We start from the raw sequence: 17,030 nt of genomic DNA, 5'->3' as shown, positions 1-17,030 counted from the left end.
AATTGGCAACACATTTCAACATATAAACATCAAAAAACCCCTATAAACCATATAGTTTAACTATTGTCAAAAGTATCAATTTTCAAACAATTTACTTCTCTTTTGTATTTTAGCCATTATTTAAGGTATAATACATTTTGAGAGAGGTGGATAAATGAACATTGCAGGTATAATAACAGAATACAATCCTTTTCATTTAGGACACAAGCTCCATTTAGATACAACTAAAAGTTTATCTCATTGTGATGGGGTTATTTGTGTTATGAGTGGTAATTTTATGCAAAGAGGTGAACCAGCCTTCATAGATAAGTGGACTAGAGCGGAAATAGCTTTAAGAAATGGAGTAGATTTAGTTATAGAACTTCCTACTGTATTTGCTTTATCTTCTGCAGAATTTTTTGCCTTTGGCTCAGTTTCATTATTAGATTCTTTAGGAGTTGTAAACTCAATATGTTTCGGAAGTGAAAGTGGCGATGTTTCTATCTTAAAAGAGATCTCTTCACTACTTACCGATGAGTCTCTAGAGTTTAAAAGCCTTCTAAAAGAAAAACTTAAAAAAGGTGAATCTCTTACAACTTCAAGAAGCAAAACTGTATTAGAAATTTTGTCTAAATCTAATGGCAGCATTAATTTAGATGAATTAGATAAAATACTTAATTCCTCAAATAATATCTTAGGAATTGAATATATTAAAGCTCTAAATCGCCTTAACAGCAGTATAACTCCTCTTACTTTTAAACGTAATGGAGGTAGCTATAACTCCAAAACCCTAGATAATAATATTTCCTCAGCAACTTCCATAAGAGAGTTTCTTAAAGCTCATGGAAATATAGAAGATTTATATAATCATTTACCTTCTGAAACTTATAAGATGCTTCATAATTTATTTAAAGAAAATTATGATTTTGTAGATAAAGAAAAAATATTTTCTTTCCTAAAATACAAATTAACAACATCTTCTAATAGATTAAAAGATATCCCCGATGTTAAAGAAGGTTTAGATAATAAGATTTCAAAGGAATTTATACAAGCTAAAACTTTAGACGGTCTTATTATGAATGTAAAAAGCAAAAGATATACTTACACTAGAATCAGTAGAATACTTTCTCAATTCTTTTTAGGTTTTGAAGAATACCCTATAGAGTCTCTAAGAACATCAAGGCCTGATTATGCTAGAGTACTGGGGCTTAATAAAAGAGGTGCAGAAATCCTTAAAGAGATAAAAAAACACTCTGACTTAGAAATAATTAATAAAGTACCTAAATACCCAAATACTATGCTTTCTATGGATATTAATGCGACCAATGCCTATAGCCTTATATGTAAATCTATTAATTTTAATGATGACTATAAAAAATCACCTATAATAATTATGGATAATTATTGACTTTACTTAATATAAATACTATATAGCAGGAGGTAATCTTATGTATAGTGTTTATATTTTATTTTTTATAATTATCCTTCTTTGTATTTCTTTAGTAATACAAATAAAAGGAAAAATAACCTTATTTCCAACTATTTTGATTTCAATATTAATATTATATTTTCTTTTAAATCCTAAATCTTGTATTGATGCATCATTATCTGGAGCTAAACTATTTGTACAGGCAGTTCTCCCTACCATATTGCCTTTTATGGTTTTATGTAACCTCCTTATAGCTTATGGTGGTATTGACATCTATAGCAAGCTTTTAGGTCCTTTATTATGTTCGCCATTAAAACTTAGCAAAAATGCTAGCTTTCCATTAATAGCAAGTATAATTTGTGGGAACCCCTTAGGGGCAAAGTATTCAACAGATGCCTACGAACAAAACTATTATGATTACGACGAGTATACTAAAATGATTTCCATAGCTTCTAACACCGGTCCATTATTTTTAATAGGTTCCGTTGGCAATGTAATGCTTGGTGATAAAAATCTTGGTTATATCCTTTTAATAAGTGGATATTTATCAATGTTTTTAATGGCATTAATAACTTCTGATAGCAAAAAAACTCTAAAAGAAAAAAAGCTAGTCCCTCAAAATAAAGTTATTAAAAACTTTGGGACTAACTTAAAAGATTCAATTGAAAATGCTGTATTAACTTCTATTAACGTAGCTGGTTATATCATGATATTTTCAGTAATAATATCTATTTTCAATAATTCTACATTTTTTAATGAAAGCATAAAAAATATAAGTTCCCTTTTTAATATTTCTTCCGACCTCATAAAAGGGCTACTTTTAGGAATGATTGAAATTACTAATGGCTCCAGTATCATAGCTAATAGTACCTTATCAACAATATCAAAGGTATCATTAATAAGTTTTATATGTTCTTTTAGTGGTTTATCTGTTATGGCACAAGTAAGCTCTTTTTCTTCAAAATATAAAGTTTCTATGACAAGATTTTGTATGTATAAATTACTTCAAGGAGTAATATCCTTGTTTATCACTTATATAATCTTTATTATTTCATAGTTCTAAGTTCTTTTATATTTTCCTTTATAGTAGTTCCTATACCATCTAAAGAAGTATCAAGGGACACAGCAAAGCCTTCTACGGATGTTTTTAAAGCATTCATTAAGGCTTCTTTTCTTGTTTCTAATTGCCTATCTACGTCGCATAAAAGCTCATCTGCATAATCTCTTGCCCCAAGTCTTATAGACTTAGCTTCTCTTTGCGCTTGAGCGATAATCTCTTGAGCTTTAACCTTTGCTTCTCTTACATAATCATGATTTTCTACATTTTTTCTCATAAGTTCAGAGGTTTCTTTTCTAGCTTCTTCAAGCTCTTTACCAGCTTCTTCTAATATTCTTTCCCTCTCATTAACAACCCATTGTGCTTTCTTAAACTGATCTGGAAGATAGTGAACTATTTGCTCTATAACATCTAAAACTTCTTTTTTATCCAAAACTACTTTACCTGTGATAGGCACTTTTGCAGAATTTTCCACCATATCTTGAAGATATTCTAATAATTCAACAATATTAACATCCATCTTCTCCATCTTTACACTCTCCTACTCCCTTTTAATTTTTAATAAAATATCCTTTATTATTTCATCTGGAACTAATCCTTCAATACACCCACCAAATTTAGCTACTTGTTTTACAGCTGTAGAACTTAAATATGAATACTTACCCGAAGTCATCATAAATACAGTTTCTACTTCTGGATCTAGTTTATTATTCATAAGAGCCATCTGAAACTCATACTCAAAATCAGCAACTGCTCTTAATCCTTTTAAAATAACACGTGCATTTTCATGTTTCATAAAATCTATTAATAAACCTTCAAAACATTTCACTTCAACATTAGGTATATGTTTAGTTACTCTCTTAATTAACTCTACTCTTTCGGAATAATCAAAAAGCCCCTTTTTTTCAACATTAACCAAAACTCCAACTATTAACTTATCAAAAACTTTAGCGCCTCTTTCTATAATGTCTAAATGTCCTTTGGTTATAGGGTCGAAGCTGCCTGGGTAGACCCCTGTTCTCATGTTACTCCTCCACAAACTTATAGAAACATACTGTTGTATTTCCATACTTTCTTTCATTTATTAGTTTTATATCTTTATAGCCTTGACAGATTTCCTCACTGGTATCTATTTTAGTGACTACAATACCATTATCGTCTAGCATATTTCTTTCTTTAACTATCTCTAGTGCTTTTGGAATCATATCTTTTAAATAAGGTGGATCTATAAATATAATATCAAAAACTTTCTTTTTATCCGCTAAGTGATTTAATGCAGAATAAGCATCAGTATTTAAAGCATGACAAAAATCTTCAAACCTTAAATTCTCTATATTCTTTTTTAATATAGGAAATGTTACAGGGCTTTTATCTACTAAAAACACCTCTTTAGCTCCTCTACTTGCCGACTCTAATCCTAAGGATCCAGTTCCTGCAAATACATCAACTACAGTTGCATCAATTATGTAACCTTGTATCATATTAAACATAGCTTCCTTAATTCTGTCTAAAGTTGGTCTAGTTTCATCTGTTGCGGGAGAAAGTAATTTATGTCCTCTTCTTTTTCCTGCTATAATTCTCATATAATAACCTCCTCCTAATTACTTCCTTAACATTTTATCATATAGCTTTATAATCTACAATTTAATTTAATTAAAACAAATGTATTTAGAACTTCTTTTCAAATTTTTAAGAATTTCGTTACATAAATTTGTATATTCAGGTTCTGTAGAAAGAACTGCTTTTTTTGCTTCCATATTAGCATATTTAAGAATATCCATATCCTCAACTATATTAGCAAGAACTAAACCATCTTCACCACTTTGCCTAACTCCAAACATCTCTCCAGTTCCTCTTATTTTAAGGTCCTGCTCGGATATATAAAAACCATCATTACTTTTAACCATTATTTCCATTCTTTTTTTAGTAACAGGATTATTGGCTTTTCCTATAAGAAAACAATAGGATTGATATTCTCCTCTTCCTACTCTACCCCTAAGCTGATGAAGCTGTGCTAATCCAAATCGCTCTGAATTTTCTATTATCATTATCGAAGCATTAGGTACATTTACTCCAACTTCAATTACTGTTGTTGATACAATTATCTTAGTTTCATTGTTTTTAAAATCTTGAATTATATCCTCTTTTTCTTTTGAAGTCATCTTTCCATGAAGCATTTGGACTTTAATGTCCTTAAATATGTCACTTGCCAGTTCATTATATACCTTTTCAACAGAATTTAACTTAATTTCATCATTTTCATCTATAAGAGGACATACAACATAACACTGACGCCCCTTTAATATTTCTTCTCTAACTCTATTATAGGCAAGCATTCTATTATTATCGGAGAAAAATTTTGTTTCTATAGCTTTTCTTCCTGGAGGAAGCTCATCTATTATAGAAATCTCTAAATCTGAATATAAATATAATGCAATAGTTCTTGGTATAGGAGTTGCACTCATAACTAAACAATCAACTTCCTGTCCCTTATTTATAAGCCTACTTCTTTGCTCTACCCCAAACCTGTGCTGTTCATCTGTAACTATAAACCCAAGATTACTAAACTCAACATCATCTTGTATTAAGGCGTGAGTTCCTATAACCATAATAGGTTTATCTTCTTTTATTTTTTCCTTTATTCTAAGCTTCTCTTTATTTGGTGTGCTTCCTGTTAATAGCTCTATTTCAACATCAAAATCTTTAAAGAGCTTCGTTGCTTCAACATAATGCTGTTTTGCAAGTATTTCTGTTGGCGCCATTAACACAACCTGATAGCCATTTCTATAAACATTAAACATGGCAATTAAAGATACTATGGTTTTTCCACTACCTACATCTCCTTGGATTAACCTATTCATAGGTGATGGCTTTTTCTGATCTAATAAAACCTCTCTTATAACCTTACTTTGTGCATTAGTTAAGCTATATGGTAAAGACTCCTTTAAATGAGCTAGTTCCTCTGACATTTTAAACTCAATTCCTTTAGAAGATTTTTTCAGATGATATTTAAGCATCATAAGCTTTAAGGAATAAGTGAAAAGTTCTTGAAACTTAAGCCTTATTATTGATTTTCTTAAATCCTCTTTATCATTAGGAAAATGTATATTTCTAATACTAAAATCTAAGGATTCTAGCTTATATTTTGAAATAATCTCTAAAGGTAAATTTTCCTTAATATCAATAGATTTAAATATTTCACTTATAAGTTTTATTATAACTTTATTATTAAGATCACCTTTTAAGGGATATACAGGTATTATTTCAGCCTTTAGAGCTTCTACAGGAGTTATTATAGGATTTATTGTCTCAAGGCCCCCATTTACCTTTTTATATCTTCCCATAAGATTATATGAGTTTCCAAGCATAAAGTTCTTTTTTATATAGGGTTGATTAAACCATATCCCAGTAATTTTTATATCATTATAACTAAACTCTATAGTTGTCATTCTTTTTCTGCTTTTAGACATATAATCACTTTTAAAAGCTACAACCTTACATGTTAAAAGCTGTTTTTCTTTTTCATCAATCTCTTCATATTTACTATTACCATTTATGAATTCATAATCTCTAGGAAAATATAAAAGCAAATCTAGAAGTGTATAGACACCACATTTATTTAGTTTTTCCTTTAATTTAGGCCCAACACCCTTTAAAGAAGAGATTTCACTATATAAATTCATTTTTACCTCCACTTTACAAAGAAAAAAGCGACTAAAGTCGCTTTTTTACTCAACAGAAATTATATAATAGTATAAAGGCTGACTTCCTTTATAACATTGAACATCTAAATCTTCATATTTAGCTTCTAACTCAGCTGCAAATTTCTCTGCATCCTCGTCCTTAACATCTTCACCATAAAAAACAGTTATAAGTTCCGAATCTTCATCAACGATGTTATCTATAACATTCTTCGTTACAGAAGTTACCTCAGCTCCAACTTCATTGATCTTGCCTTCAACTAATCCTAATATATTACCTTCTTTAATTTCTATTCCATCCATCTCTGTATCTCTTACAGCGTAGGTTACAGATGCAGACTTAACTGCGCTAAGTGAATCATTCATAGAATCTACATTTGATTCAACCTCTCCATCTGGATTAAACATTGTTATAGCAGTAATACCTTGAGGTATAGTTTTAGTTGGGATAACCCTTACATCTTTTTCTGATATTTCAGCTGCTTGTGTAGCTGCCATTTGTATATTCTTATTGTTTGGCAATATGAATATATGATCAGCATTTATCTTTTCTATAGCTTCAATCATATCTTGAGTTGATGGATTCATTGTTTGACCACCTTCAATAATATAATCAACACCTAAATCCTTAAAAATATCACTAATTCCACTTCCCATAGCTACTGAAATAAAACCATATTTTTTCTTTTCAGCTTCTTCCTCAACAGCTATCTCTGTAGGCTGATATCCTTCTGTTAATAAAGCTCTATGTTCTTCTCTCATATTATCTATTTTAATCTTAGATAATTCTCCAAATTGAACTGCATGTGATAAAACAGCTCCTGGATCGTTTGAGTGTATATGAACCTTTATAACATCTTCATCTCCAACAACTATCATTGAATCACCTAAAGAAGTTATCTTATCTTGTAACTGTTTCGCTTTTGAGCCATCACCTAATACTATAAATTCAGTACAGTATCCAAACTTGATGTCTTGATCTACTAGTTCTTGTGCTCTTTTAACTTCTCCAGCTTGAACTTTAGTTACATTTCCTATTTTAGCTTCTATGTTTTCATCAATAGCTTGATACATTCCCTTTAGGATTATTAACAATCCCATACCACCTGAGTCAACAACTTTTGCTTGTTTTAAAGCTGGTAACATATCAGGAGTTTTATTTAACATATCTTCTGATTCTTTACATACATCTTTCATAAGTGCAGTTATATCTACATTAGTATTAGAAACTGCAGCTTCTCCAGCTGTTCTTATAATAGTTAATATAGTTCCCTCTGTTGGCTTCATTACAGCCTTATAAGCTGATTTAGCACCTTCTTGAATAGCTAATGAAATTTCTTTTGAAGTTACTTCTTCCTTTCCTTCTAATCCTCTAGATATACCTCTAAGGATTTGTGAAAGAATTACTCCTGAGTTACCTCTAGCTCCCATAAGAGCTCCTTTAGCTAACTTTTTTGATACTTCGCCTATATTGGTTGAATTTATATTTTCTATTTCCTTTACGGCAGCTTTAAAAGTCATTGACATATTAGTTCCTGTGTCTCCATCTGGAACTGGGAATACATTAAGTGAATTTACATATTCACTTTGCTCTTCTAGTTTATTACTTGCATTTACAACCATATTGTAAAATTGCTGCCCATTAATCTTAGTGTACTTCATTGTAACTTTACCTCCTAGACTCTAACTGCTTGAACGTTAACAGTAATAGAAGAAACCTTTAATCCTGTATAGTTTTCAACATTATATTTAATTTTTTGGATTATGTTATTTGATATAGTAGATATATTAGTTCCATATTCTATCATAACAAAAACTTCTATGTTAAGTTTTTCTTCTTTAAAAGCTATTTTAACACCCTTGCTTAAATTCTCTATTCTTATTAATTCCCATAGTCCTTCTGTAGCATTCTTGGAAACCATTCCTACTACACCATAACATTCCATAGTTGAAAGACCTACTATCTTTGAGATTACTTCTTCAGAGTAAGTCACATTCCCATTATTATTGATTAATCCTAACATGGTAATTCCTCCTAAATCTTTATCCATATAATCTATTCTATATTAATTGATAGCAATATTCAAGATTTTCATTTTCTAGCTTTTATCTCTTCATTTAATTATATATTTTACTTGCATAATTTATACATAATATGTTAGAATAATAAGGTCTTATTTAAAGCCTATCTTCATAAAGCAAGGAGGTGCTTTCGTATGTCAAGAAAATGTGAAGTTTGCAATAAAGGTGTAATTGCTGGAGCGCAATATAGCCATTCTCATAGAGCTTCTAAGAGAACATGGGCTCCAAACATAAAGAAAGTTAAAGCTATAGTTAACGGAACTCCTAAAACTGTTCATGTATGCACTAGATGCCTAAGATCAGGAAAAGTTCAAAGAGCTATATAGCCTTACAAAGCGTCTAAAGACGCTTTTTTCTTTTTCTCTAAATAAAAAAAGAAAAGACCCCTAAGGGTCTTATGTAGTTTATTATTTTTTTCTATAGAAAATTCTTATTATTTTTGATACAAACTTAGGTAATTTTATTGCAACTATTTTCATTTTTCCTCCCATATATAATAGCTTCCTGTTTTATTATATGAAAGTTTAGGTAAATTGGTTACTAATCATTTGTATAAAAAACTAAAACTTTTCCACTTTTAAATGTTATGGATATATCCCCATCTATAAACTCGTTAGATACAGTTCTTCCAGTAAATCCATCAAATCTATAATCAACTAAAGGATATTTCGCTCCTCTAATATTAAATTTTTCCACCACGGTATTATAGAAATTAAAAGAAATGGTTTGTCCTTTTTTTCCTTTTAATATGGTATCCTTATCTACTAGAAATATTCTATTATTATCATCTAGGATTTCACATTTAATCCCTAAAGCTAAAGCTTTATCTAAAAGTCCTAAATTAGCTAAAACATGATCTAATCTAGTTCCTGTGAATCCTAAAAGCACAATTTCTGTAGCTCCAAGTTCAATAGCTTTTTCAAAAGCAAGTTCACTATCTGTAAAATCTTTCTCAGGATTAAATTCAAACATCTCAATCTTTAAATCTCTTAACTTTTTATAAACTTCCTTATCTATAGAATCAAAATCTCCCATAATATAGTTTGGAAAGATTCCATTTTCTATTAAAACTTGGCAGCCTCTATCTGCGCCTAGAATTAAAGATGAGGTTACAACTTGTTCCATCAAAAGTTCCCTAGAAGGTGCTTTACCTCCAGAGACAATTAAAATTTTCATTACTCTAAACTCTTTCTAAGTGCTGCTATATTTTCTTCAACTTTTCCATCCTTAAATACAGCTGAACCTGCAACTATAACATTTGCCCCTGCATCTACTACCTTCTTTATATTAGAGGCGTCAATTCCTCCATCAACCTGTATAAGTAGGTCTTTGTTGTACTTTTCACTTAATTCCTTAACTTCAGCAATTTTATTTAAAGAATACTCTATAAATTTTTGTCCTCCAAAGCCTGGATTTACTGACATTATAAGTACCATATCTAAAGCTGGAATAAGATCCTTTATCATGCTTACTGGAGTGCCTGGATTTAAAACAATCCCTGCTTTTATTCCCTTACTTTTTATATATTGAATAGTTCTATCTACATGTCTATCTGCTTCATAATGTACTGTAATCAGATCTGCTCCTACAGCTATAAAATCATCTATAAATCTACCTGGTTCCTCAATCATTAAATGTACATCAAAAGTTTTTTCTGTATATTTTCTTATTGATTTTATTACAGGTAATCCAATGCTTATGTTAGGAACATAGTTTCCATCCATTACATCTATATGTATAAAATCTGCTCCAGCTTTATCTATAGCTACTATATCCTCTCCAAGTTTTGCGAAATCTGCTGATAATATTGATGGTGCTATTTTTACCATTTATTTTTCCTCCCGTTTGTTACTTCTTCTAAAGTTTTTATATAAAAATCATATCTTGATTTATTAATATGACCTTCCTCAAGGGCTCCTTTAACAAGACATCCTGGTTCCTTATGATGAACACATCCTGTAAACTTACATCCATCGTTATATTCATTAAACTCAGGAAAATAATATTTTAACTGATCTCTTTCTATAAAAGATATATCTAAGGTTGAAAATCCCGGTGTATCAACAATAAAACCTTCTGCTGCCTCTAAAAGCTCACTATGTCTTGTAGTATGTTTTCCTCTACCTATTTTTTCGCTAACTTCACCAGTTTCCATTAGCTTTCTTTTACCTAAAACATTTATTAAAGTTGACTTTCCTGCTCCAGAAGGACCACAAAGAACAGTAACATTGTCATTTAATTTTTCTTTTAATTCATCTATTCCTTCTTTAAACTTAGCCTTAATAAATATAACTTCATAACCAATATTATTAATTTTATCTTTTAAAACTTCTTTCTCTTCTGCAGATATTAAATCACCTTTATTTAAACAAACCACAGCTTTTATTGAATTATACTCACATAACAATAAAAACTTGTTAAGTAAATCAAAATTTAAATCTGGATTCTTTATAGCAAAAACCACAAAAGCTTGAGTAACATTTGCAACTGTTGGTCTAGTTAACTCAGAAGTTCTATCATAAATCTTTTCTATTACCCCTTCTTCGTTATTAACCTCAATTTCTACCCAATCCCCTACCATCGGCTTTTGTTCCTTATGACGGAATATACCTCTAGCCTTACACTCAAATGTCCCTTCATTAGTTTTTATATAATAAAAACCGCCAATACCTTTAATAATAATTCCCTTCATATATCCTCCAAAATTTTTATTTACATACTTATAATAAACACTTTTAGGTATAAAATGCAAATAAATTACTCATTTATTTAGAAATTTTATAGAAGTTTTTTCTTAGATTCTAGCACTACTGCCTCGTAGGAGCTTCTTCCCAAGCTCCATTAGATTCCTTTTTTCTTTTTTTCTTGAATTCTTCTTTTCTTGAATTCTTCTATAAAAATACAGACGGCTCCTGCTGAGCCGCTGTATTTTTATAGGGATTTGTTTTTATCTATGATTTATTTCTTTAACTACATTGATATCTTTCATATAGTTTAAAGTTTCAGATTTTAAAATATAAAAAGGTATTGCTGAAAATAATTACTCAAATTATTTTGCAATACCTTTTTTAAAATTTATTTAATCTTATGATGTTGCTGGTGGTTTTGTTTCAGACTTTTTAGTATATATTGTTATTGTCTCACCTTTTTTAGCTTTAGTTTTACTTAAACGTTCAACAATATCACCATTTTTATTATCAGTAGTTGGGTTTATACCTTTGGATTCCATATAATCAGCTGCTTCTTGAACAGTTTTTCCAACAAGAAAACCTAGTTCAATGTCAGGATTATCATCTTTATATCTTCCTATAGTAAGAGTTATAGTAGAACCTGCATCCGCAGTATTCCCTTCTTTCACACTAGAATCTATAACTTTTCCATCCTTATTCTTATCTGTAGTTTCAGCTTCCTTAGAATCTCCATTTAACCCTACAGCACTAAGTGCACTTATTGCATCCTGTTTCGATAAGCCTAATAGCTTTGGAACAGTAACAGGTTTCTTTCCTTGACTTACAGTCAAAGTAACTTTAGTATCTTCTGTTATCTCCGTATCTCCCTTTGGATCTTGTTTTATTACTTTACCTTTTTCTACAGTATCAGAGTATTCTCTATTAACTGTAACTTCTAAACCAGCATTACCTAAAAAGGCAATTGCTTGATTTTCGTCTAATCCAGTTACATCTTGAAGTTTTTTCTTTGTTTCTTTACCACTTACATAAACTCTTATAGTTTCACCTTTTTTAACAGTATCACCTTCATTTTTGTTAGCTTTAACTACTGTTCCTGCTGGTTCAGTACTTTTTTCTTCTCCAGCTACTAGCATTTCAAGTCCCATATCTTTAAGAGTTTTTTCAGCATCATCTTGTTTTAGCCCTATTACCTTAGGCATTTTAAGATCCTCAGCCTTTTTATTATTTGTTGTAAGAAAATATGTTGTAATAGCTGCTCCTGCTAAAATAAGCACAGCTACAAGGGCTAATATAATTCCTAACTTAGTTTTATTTTTCTTTTTCTTGGAGTCATCCTCTTCCTCGTCCCAGTCATCTTCATCTTCTTCCCAATCATCATTACTTTTAGAAGTTGAGTTTTTTACAGCTGCAACATTTGCTGGGTTAACTGATGGCATGACTCTTGTAAAATCATCCTCTGTAACAGGTACTGTACCTATTATAGCATTAGGATCATTTTTTATTTTGTCTAAATCTACTATCATTTCTTTTGCAGATTGGTATCTTTTTATCTGTTCTTTTTCCATTGCCTTTAATATAAGCTTATTTAAAGACTCAGGTACTGCTGAGTTTATATTCTTAGGAGGTACAACCTCTTCTTGTATATGCTTTAAGGCCACAGAAACAGGTGAATCAGCATCAAATGGAACTCTTCCAGTTACCATTTCATATATAACCACACCTAAAGAATATAAATCGGTTCTGCTGTCTATATAGTTCCCCTTAGCTTGTTCTGGAGAAAAGTAATGAGCTGACCCAATTACATTTGATGTATTAGTAATAGTTGAAGAGTTAGTTGATTTTGCTATTCCAAAATCAGTAACTTTTAAACTTCCTTCTTCAGTAACTAATATATTTTGAGGTTTAATATCTCTATGAATGATGTTATTTTTATGTGCACAATCTAAAGCTTTAGCTATTTGGGTAGAAAAATTCAAAGCTAAATCATATGGAATCCTACCTTTTTCTCTTATTAGTTCTTTTAAGGTTTTCCCCTTAACATATTCCATTACTATATAATTATAATCATCTTGAGAACCTACATCTAAAACATTAACTATATAAGGGTCATTTAAGTTAGCAATTGCTGTTGCTTCCTTTTTAAACTTATCTACTATATCCTCATTATCTATAAATTCATGCTTTAATATCTTTACTGCAATAAAACGATTTAGTTTTTTATCTCTAGCTTTATAAACTAAAGACATTCCACCCTCTCCTATTTTCTCTTGCAGTTCATATCTGTCTCCTAATATAATATTCTCCATATTATAACTCTCCTCCAAACACTAAAACTGTAATATTATCTCTGCCTTCTCTTTCATTTGCTAGTGTAACTAGCTGTTTAGCCGACTCTTCATTATCATAGCTATTTAGAATATCTTCTATCTCATCATTAGTTACTTCATTTAATAATCCATCTGAGCACAGTAAATACTTGTTCTTCATTACCTTAGGTAATTTAAAGATATCTACCATAACCTCTTCATATGCTCCAACTGCCCTTGTTATTATATTCTTCCTTGGGTGAGTTGATGCCTCTTCTTCTGTTATACTTCCACTATCAAGGAGTTCTTGTACTAGCGAGTGATCCTTTGTAACCTTAATAAGCTTATGATCTTCTAGCATAAAGCAAGCACTATCACCAACATTAGCTACGTATAAATTTGATTCTGTTATTAAACATGCTGCTATAGTTGTTCCCATACCTTTAAACTCTTCATCTTTATTTGAAACGCTAAAGACTTTTTTGTTTGATGCTTTAATTGCATTTTCTAATATACAATCTTCTTTAAAGGTATCCCAATTATCCTTAATATACTCCAAAATGATTTCAGTAGCTAGCTTACTTGCTATTTCGCCAGCATTATGTCCACCCATGCCGTCTGCTACTATAAAAAGTTTATACTCGTCTGTTTCATGGTAGTCAGCATAGTCTTCATTGACTGGTCGCCTTTTCCCGACATCGCTAATTAATCCAATCATGAGAATTCCCCCTCATTTTAATTACTAATCTCCAGATAACTTCTTCGTAATTGACCGCATGCAGCATTTATATCAGCTCCCATCTCTCTCCTTACAGTAGCCTCTACACCATATTTCCTTAAAGTTTTCTCAAATATGTCTATGTCTTCTTTTGTTGATTTTCTGTACTCTTTTTCTTTAATCTCATTTACAGGAATAAGATTAACATGACAAAGTTTTCCCTTTAACAAGTTTCCTAAAGCTTTTGCATCTTCTTTGGAGTCATTGATTCCTTTAACTAAAGAATACTCAAAGGTTATTCTTCTGTTAGTCTTTTTTATGTAATATTCACAAGCTTCCATAATCTCACTTATGGAATACTTATTTGCTATAGGCATTATCTCTTTTCTTTTTTCATCTGAAAATGCATGTAAAGAAATCGCCAAAGTAACATTTAATCCTTTATCTGCAAGTTCATATATTTTAGGTACTATCCCACAAGTGGAAAGAGTTATATGTCTTTGCCCAATATTTAGCCCATATTCAGCATTAACTATTTCTAGAAACTTCATAACATTATCATAATTGTCTAAAGGTTCGCCACTTCCCATTAGTACTATGTTAGAAATTCTTTCTTTCATTAGATTTTGAGCTAGTAAAACCTGTCCAAGCATTTCTCCTGGTGTAAGGTTTCTTATTCTTCCATCTATTGTTGATGCACAAAATTTACATCCCATTCTACAACCTACTTGTGTTGAAATACATATGGTGTTTCCATGGTTATATTTCATAATAACACATTCAATAAGATTGTTATCTTTTAGTGAAACTAAAAGCTTTTTTGTACCATCGCTTGAAGATGTATATTCTTCAACTACTTTAGGTAGAGATAAATCAAAACTCTCTTTTAACTTACTTTTCAATGGACTTGGGATGTTTTTCATATTTTCAAAATCATAAACCTCTTTATATATCCATTGAAATATTTGTTTTGCTCTAAAAGAATTTTCTCCTATTTTAACTAATTCCTCTTTAAACTCTTCTAGATTAAAATCTAATAGGTATTTCATTTTTACACCTACCTTTTCTTAAGCTTAGCCATATAGAATCCATCCATGAATTCATTAGGTAATATTGTTAAAGTTCCATCTTCATTATAAATAAAATTAGGTAAATTCCCAATAAATATCTTTTCAACTTCACAGTTTTCATGTTTTCTTAAGAATTCTTTAACATTATATTCATTTTCTTCTTTATTTAATGTACATGTGGAATAAACCATTACTCCACCAGACTTTAAGTAACTCCAAGCATTTTCCATTATATCTATCTGGATATCTCTTATATCTTTTAAGTCTTTTATTGTTTTTTGATATTTAATTTCTGGTTTTTTTCTAATAATTCCAAGCCCTGAGCAAGGAACATCTAATAGTATTCTATCTGCTGTATTAACTAAGTCCTCATTTAACTTAGTAGCATCCTGCTGTCTAGCATCAATTATACTTATTCCTAATCTCTTAGCATTTTCTCTAATTAAGGAAAGCTTATTTTTATGAATATCAAAGGATAAAACCTTTCCTTTATTATTTAATAGTTCTGCGATATGGGTAGACTTCCCCCCTGGTGCAGCGCATAAATCCATAACTGTCATATTTTCTTCTAAATCTAGAAGTGGAGATACAAGCATTGCACTTTCATCTTGAACTATTAACTTTCCTTCTTTAAAAAATTCATTATTTTCTATAGAACTACCTCGATCTATTGATATAGCTTCTGGCGATGCATATCCTTCACTTACTTTGTAGCCCTTTTCTTTTAGACTATCAAAAACTTCTTGATAATCCCCTTTTAAATTATTAACTCTAACGGTTAACTTAGGTGTCATATTAAGCCCTATTAGGATTTCTTCTGCTTTTTCATTTCCATATTGACTTATAAAGAAATCTACCATCCATAAAGGAAATGAGTATTTAAAGGCAAGTTTTGAGTTCAATTTCTTAAACTCTGGCTCTTTATCTAGGTTTCTTATAAAATTCCTAAGCACTCCGTTTACAAACTTAGAGGTAGAAAGAGAAAATTTCTTTGCAATTCCTACTGCTTCATTAACCGCCGCATATTCTGGAACTTTATCTAAGTATTTTAGCTGATAGATAGAAGATCTTAAAATATTTATAACTCTTCTATCTATCTTATTAACATCTTTTACATACAAGGATATTATGCTGTCTATTGATTCTTTATACTTAATTGTTCCATAAACAATTTCTGTAATAAAGCCTCTATCTTTTTGTTCTAGTGAAGCATCCTTGAAAGCGTTATTCAAAGCTAAGTTTGAATATGCTCCTTTATTTAGCACTTCATCTAATACCTTTAGTGCGATTTTTCTACTATTCATTTTTACCTCAATCATCCGATCTATTTGCTATATATAAAAGTCTTACTAGTTGCATAATAGCTGTAGCTGCTGCTGCAACATAAGTCATAGCTGCTGCCTTTAAAACTTTTCTTGCCCCATTAACTTCATCACCTATTAATATACCTCTTGTATCTAATAAAGTTATAGCTCTTTTAGAAGCATCAAACTCTACTGGTAGAGTTACTAATTGAAATATTACTACTCCAAGGAAAAATATTATTCCTAAGTATATTAAATTAGTCATAGAGAAGAAAATCCCTATAAGTATTAATATCCAAGAAAAGTAGTTACCAAAGTTAGCAACTGGAACAATAGCATTTCTAAATAATAGTGGAGCGTATTTTTCGTTATGTTGAATAGCATGCCCTACTTCATGAGCTGCAACACCTATAGATGCTACAGATGTGTTTCCATAAACATCTCCTGATAATCTTAAAACTCTAGCTCTAGGGTCATAGTGATCAGATAAAGAGCCTGGAACCTGCTCTATTCTTACATCAAAAAGCCCAGCAGCATCTAATAAACTTCTAGCAACGTCAGCACCAGTTAGCCCGTTAAAGCTCCTTACTCTTTTATACTTTTGAAATGTTGATGTTACCATTCCTTGTGCCCAAAGAGAAAGTATTATTGCTGGTAACAAAATAATCATTGTTGGATCAAACCAATACATAAA

General features: G+C 30.6%; 18 protein-coding genes. 3 read left to right on the top strand and 15 right to left on the bottom strand.

Annotated features, from left to right (window positions below; translation table 11 throughout):
- Window positions 1-154: 154 nt before the first annotated feature.
- Together BUA92_RS01320 and ylbJ are read left to right on the top strand one after the other, a co-directional pair.
- Window positions 155-1,387 carry a nucleotidyltransferase gene (locus tag BUA92_RS01320; RefSeq protein WP_073015956.1) on the top strand — a complete coding sequence of 411 codons (1,233 nt, stop codon included), beginning with the start codon at window positions 155-157 and terminating at the stop codon, window positions 1,385-1,387.
- A 40-nt stretch (window positions 1,388-1,427) separates the two neighbouring features.
- Complete coding sequence (gene ylbJ, locus BUA92_RS01315; RefSeq protein WP_073015955.1) at window positions 1,428-2,465, top strand: sporulation integral membrane protein YlbJ; 1,038 nt, start codon at window positions 1,428-1,430, stop codon at window positions 2,463-2,465.
- Here the strand turns inward: ylbJ and BUA92_RS23510 are convergent.
- The 6 genes from BUA92_RS23510 to BUA92_RS01285 all read right to left on the bottom strand — a co-directional run bounded on the left by BUA92_RS23510 (window position 2,455) and on the right by BUA92_RS01285 (window position 8,190).
- Window positions 2,455-2,994, bottom strand: a complete 540-nt coding sequence (locus tag BUA92_RS23510; RefSeq protein ID WP_073015954.1) for an ATP synthase subunit B family protein — start codon at window positions 2,992-2,994, stop codon at window positions 2,455-2,457. The genes ylbJ and BUA92_RS23510 overlap by 11 nt on opposite strands.
- Before the next feature lie 12 nt (window positions 2,995-3,006).
- Window positions 3,007-3,489, bottom strand: a complete 483-nt coding sequence (gene coaD / locus BUA92_RS01305; protein ID WP_073015953.1) for a pantetheine-phosphate adenylyltransferase — start codon at window positions 3,487-3,489, stop codon at window positions 3,007-3,009.
- A 1-nt stretch (window position 3,490) separates the two neighbouring features.
- A complete protein-coding gene (rsmD, locus tag BUA92_RS01300; RefSeq protein WP_073015952.1) occupies window positions 3,491-4,048 on the bottom strand; it encodes a 16S rRNA (guanine(966)-N(2))-methyltransferase RsmD in 558 nt (185 codons plus the stop codon).
- Window positions 4,049-4,114: 66 nt separating this feature from the next.
- Window positions 4,115-6,148 (bottom strand): ATP-dependent DNA helicase RecG, encoded by a 2,034-nt coding sequence (gene recG, locus BUA92_RS01295; protein WP_073015951.1) that lies wholly within the window; start codon window positions 6,146-6,148, stop codon window positions 4,115-4,117.
- Window positions 6,149-6,193: 45 nt separating this feature from the next.
- Complete coding sequence (locus tag BUA92_RS01290; protein WP_073015950.1) at window positions 6,194-7,828, bottom strand: DAK2 domain-containing protein; 1,635 nt, start codon at window positions 7,826-7,828, stop codon at window positions 6,194-6,196.
- A gap of 14 nt (window positions 7,829-7,842) precedes the next feature.
- Window positions 7,843-8,190 (bottom strand): Asp23/Gls24 family envelope stress response protein, encoded by a 348-nt coding sequence (locus BUA92_RS01285; protein ID WP_021802146.1) that lies wholly within the window; start codon window positions 8,188-8,190, stop codon window positions 7,843-7,845.
- Window positions 8,191-8,382: 192 nt separating this feature from the next.
- Between BUA92_RS01285 and rpmB the strand changes: the two genes are divergently transcribed.
- Window positions 8,383-8,574, top strand: a complete 192-nt coding sequence (rpmB, locus tag BUA92_RS01280) for a 50S ribosomal protein L28 (RefSeq protein WP_021802147.1) — start codon at window positions 8,383-8,385, stop codon at window positions 8,572-8,574.
- Window positions 8,575-8,655: 81 nt separating this feature from the next.
- Here rpmB and spoVM read toward each other — a convergent pair whose 3' ends face one another.
- The 9 genes from spoVM to BUA92_RS01240 all read right to left on the bottom strand — a co-directional run bounded on the left by spoVM (window position 8,656) and on the right by BUA92_RS01240 (window position 17,027).
- The gene (spoVM, locus tag BUA92_RS23855; RefSeq protein ID WP_390888103.1) at window positions 8,656-8,727 is read right to left on the bottom strand and encodes a stage V sporulation protein SpoVM; all 72 of its coding nucleotides are present in this window, start codon (window positions 8,725-8,727) and stop codon (window positions 8,656-8,658) included.
- 61 nt (window positions 8,728-8,788) lie between these two features.
- Complete coding sequence (locus BUA92_RS01275; RefSeq protein ID WP_073015949.1) at window positions 8,789-9,424, bottom strand: thiamine diphosphokinase; 636 nt, start codon at window positions 9,422-9,424, stop codon at window positions 8,789-8,791.
- On the bottom strand, window positions 9,424-10,077 hold the full coding sequence (gene rpe / locus BUA92_RS01270; RefSeq protein ID WP_073015948.1) for a ribulose-phosphate 3-epimerase: 654 nt from the start codon (window positions 10,075-10,077) through the stop codon (window positions 9,424-9,426). The genes BUA92_RS01275 and rpe overlap by 1 nt, the downstream gene beginning before the upstream one ends.
- Window positions 10,071-10,940: a ribosome small subunit-dependent GTPase A gene (gene rsgA / locus BUA92_RS01265; RefSeq protein ID WP_073015947.1), complete on the bottom strand. Its 870-nt coding sequence runs from the start codon at window positions 10,938-10,940 to the stop codon at window positions 10,071-10,073. Before rsgA ends, rpe begins: the two co-directional genes overlap by 7 nt.
- A 393-nt stretch (window positions 10,941-11,333) precedes the next feature.
- Window positions 11,334-13,244, bottom strand: coding sequence for a Stk1 family PASTA domain-containing Ser/Thr kinase (pknB, locus tag BUA92_RS01260; RefSeq protein ID WP_073015946.1), 1,911 nt, complete (start codon window positions 13,242-13,244; stop codon window positions 11,334-11,336).
- Between the two features lies 1 nt (window position 13,245).
- The gene (locus tag BUA92_RS01255; RefSeq protein ID WP_073015945.1) at window positions 13,246-13,962 is read right to left on the bottom strand and encodes a Stp1/IreP family PP2C-type Ser/Thr phosphatase; all 717 of its coding nucleotides are present in this window, start codon (window positions 13,960-13,962) and stop codon (window positions 13,246-13,248) included.
- Window positions 13,963-13,979: 17 nt separating this feature from the next.
- Window positions 13,980-15,011, bottom strand: coding sequence for a dual-specificity RNA methyltransferase RlmN (gene rlmN / locus BUA92_RS01250; RefSeq protein ID WP_073015944.1), 1,032 nt, complete (start codon window positions 15,009-15,011; stop codon window positions 13,980-13,982).
- Window positions 15,012-15,019: 8 nt separating this feature from the next.
- The gene (gene rsmB / locus BUA92_RS01245) at window positions 15,020-16,336 is read right to left on the bottom strand and encodes a 16S rRNA (cytosine(967)-C(5))-methyltransferase RsmB (protein WP_073015943.1); all 1,317 of its coding nucleotides are present in this window, start codon (window positions 16,334-16,336) and stop codon (window positions 15,020-15,022) included.
- Between the two features lie 7 nt (window positions 16,337-16,343).
- Window positions 16,344-17,027: a zinc metallopeptidase gene (locus tag BUA92_RS01240; protein WP_073015942.1), complete on the bottom strand. Its 684-nt coding sequence runs from the start codon at window positions 17,025-17,027 to the stop codon at window positions 16,344-16,346.
- Window positions 17,028-17,030: the final 3 nt, after the last annotated feature.

Origin of the sequence: Clostridium intestinale DSM 6191, from assembly GCF_900130055.1 — a bacterium.
Lineage (GTDB): Bacteria > Bacillota > Clostridia > Clostridiales > Clostridiaceae > Clostridium_T > Clostridium_T intestinale.
This window is presented reverse-complemented; position numbering and strand designations above follow the sequence as displayed.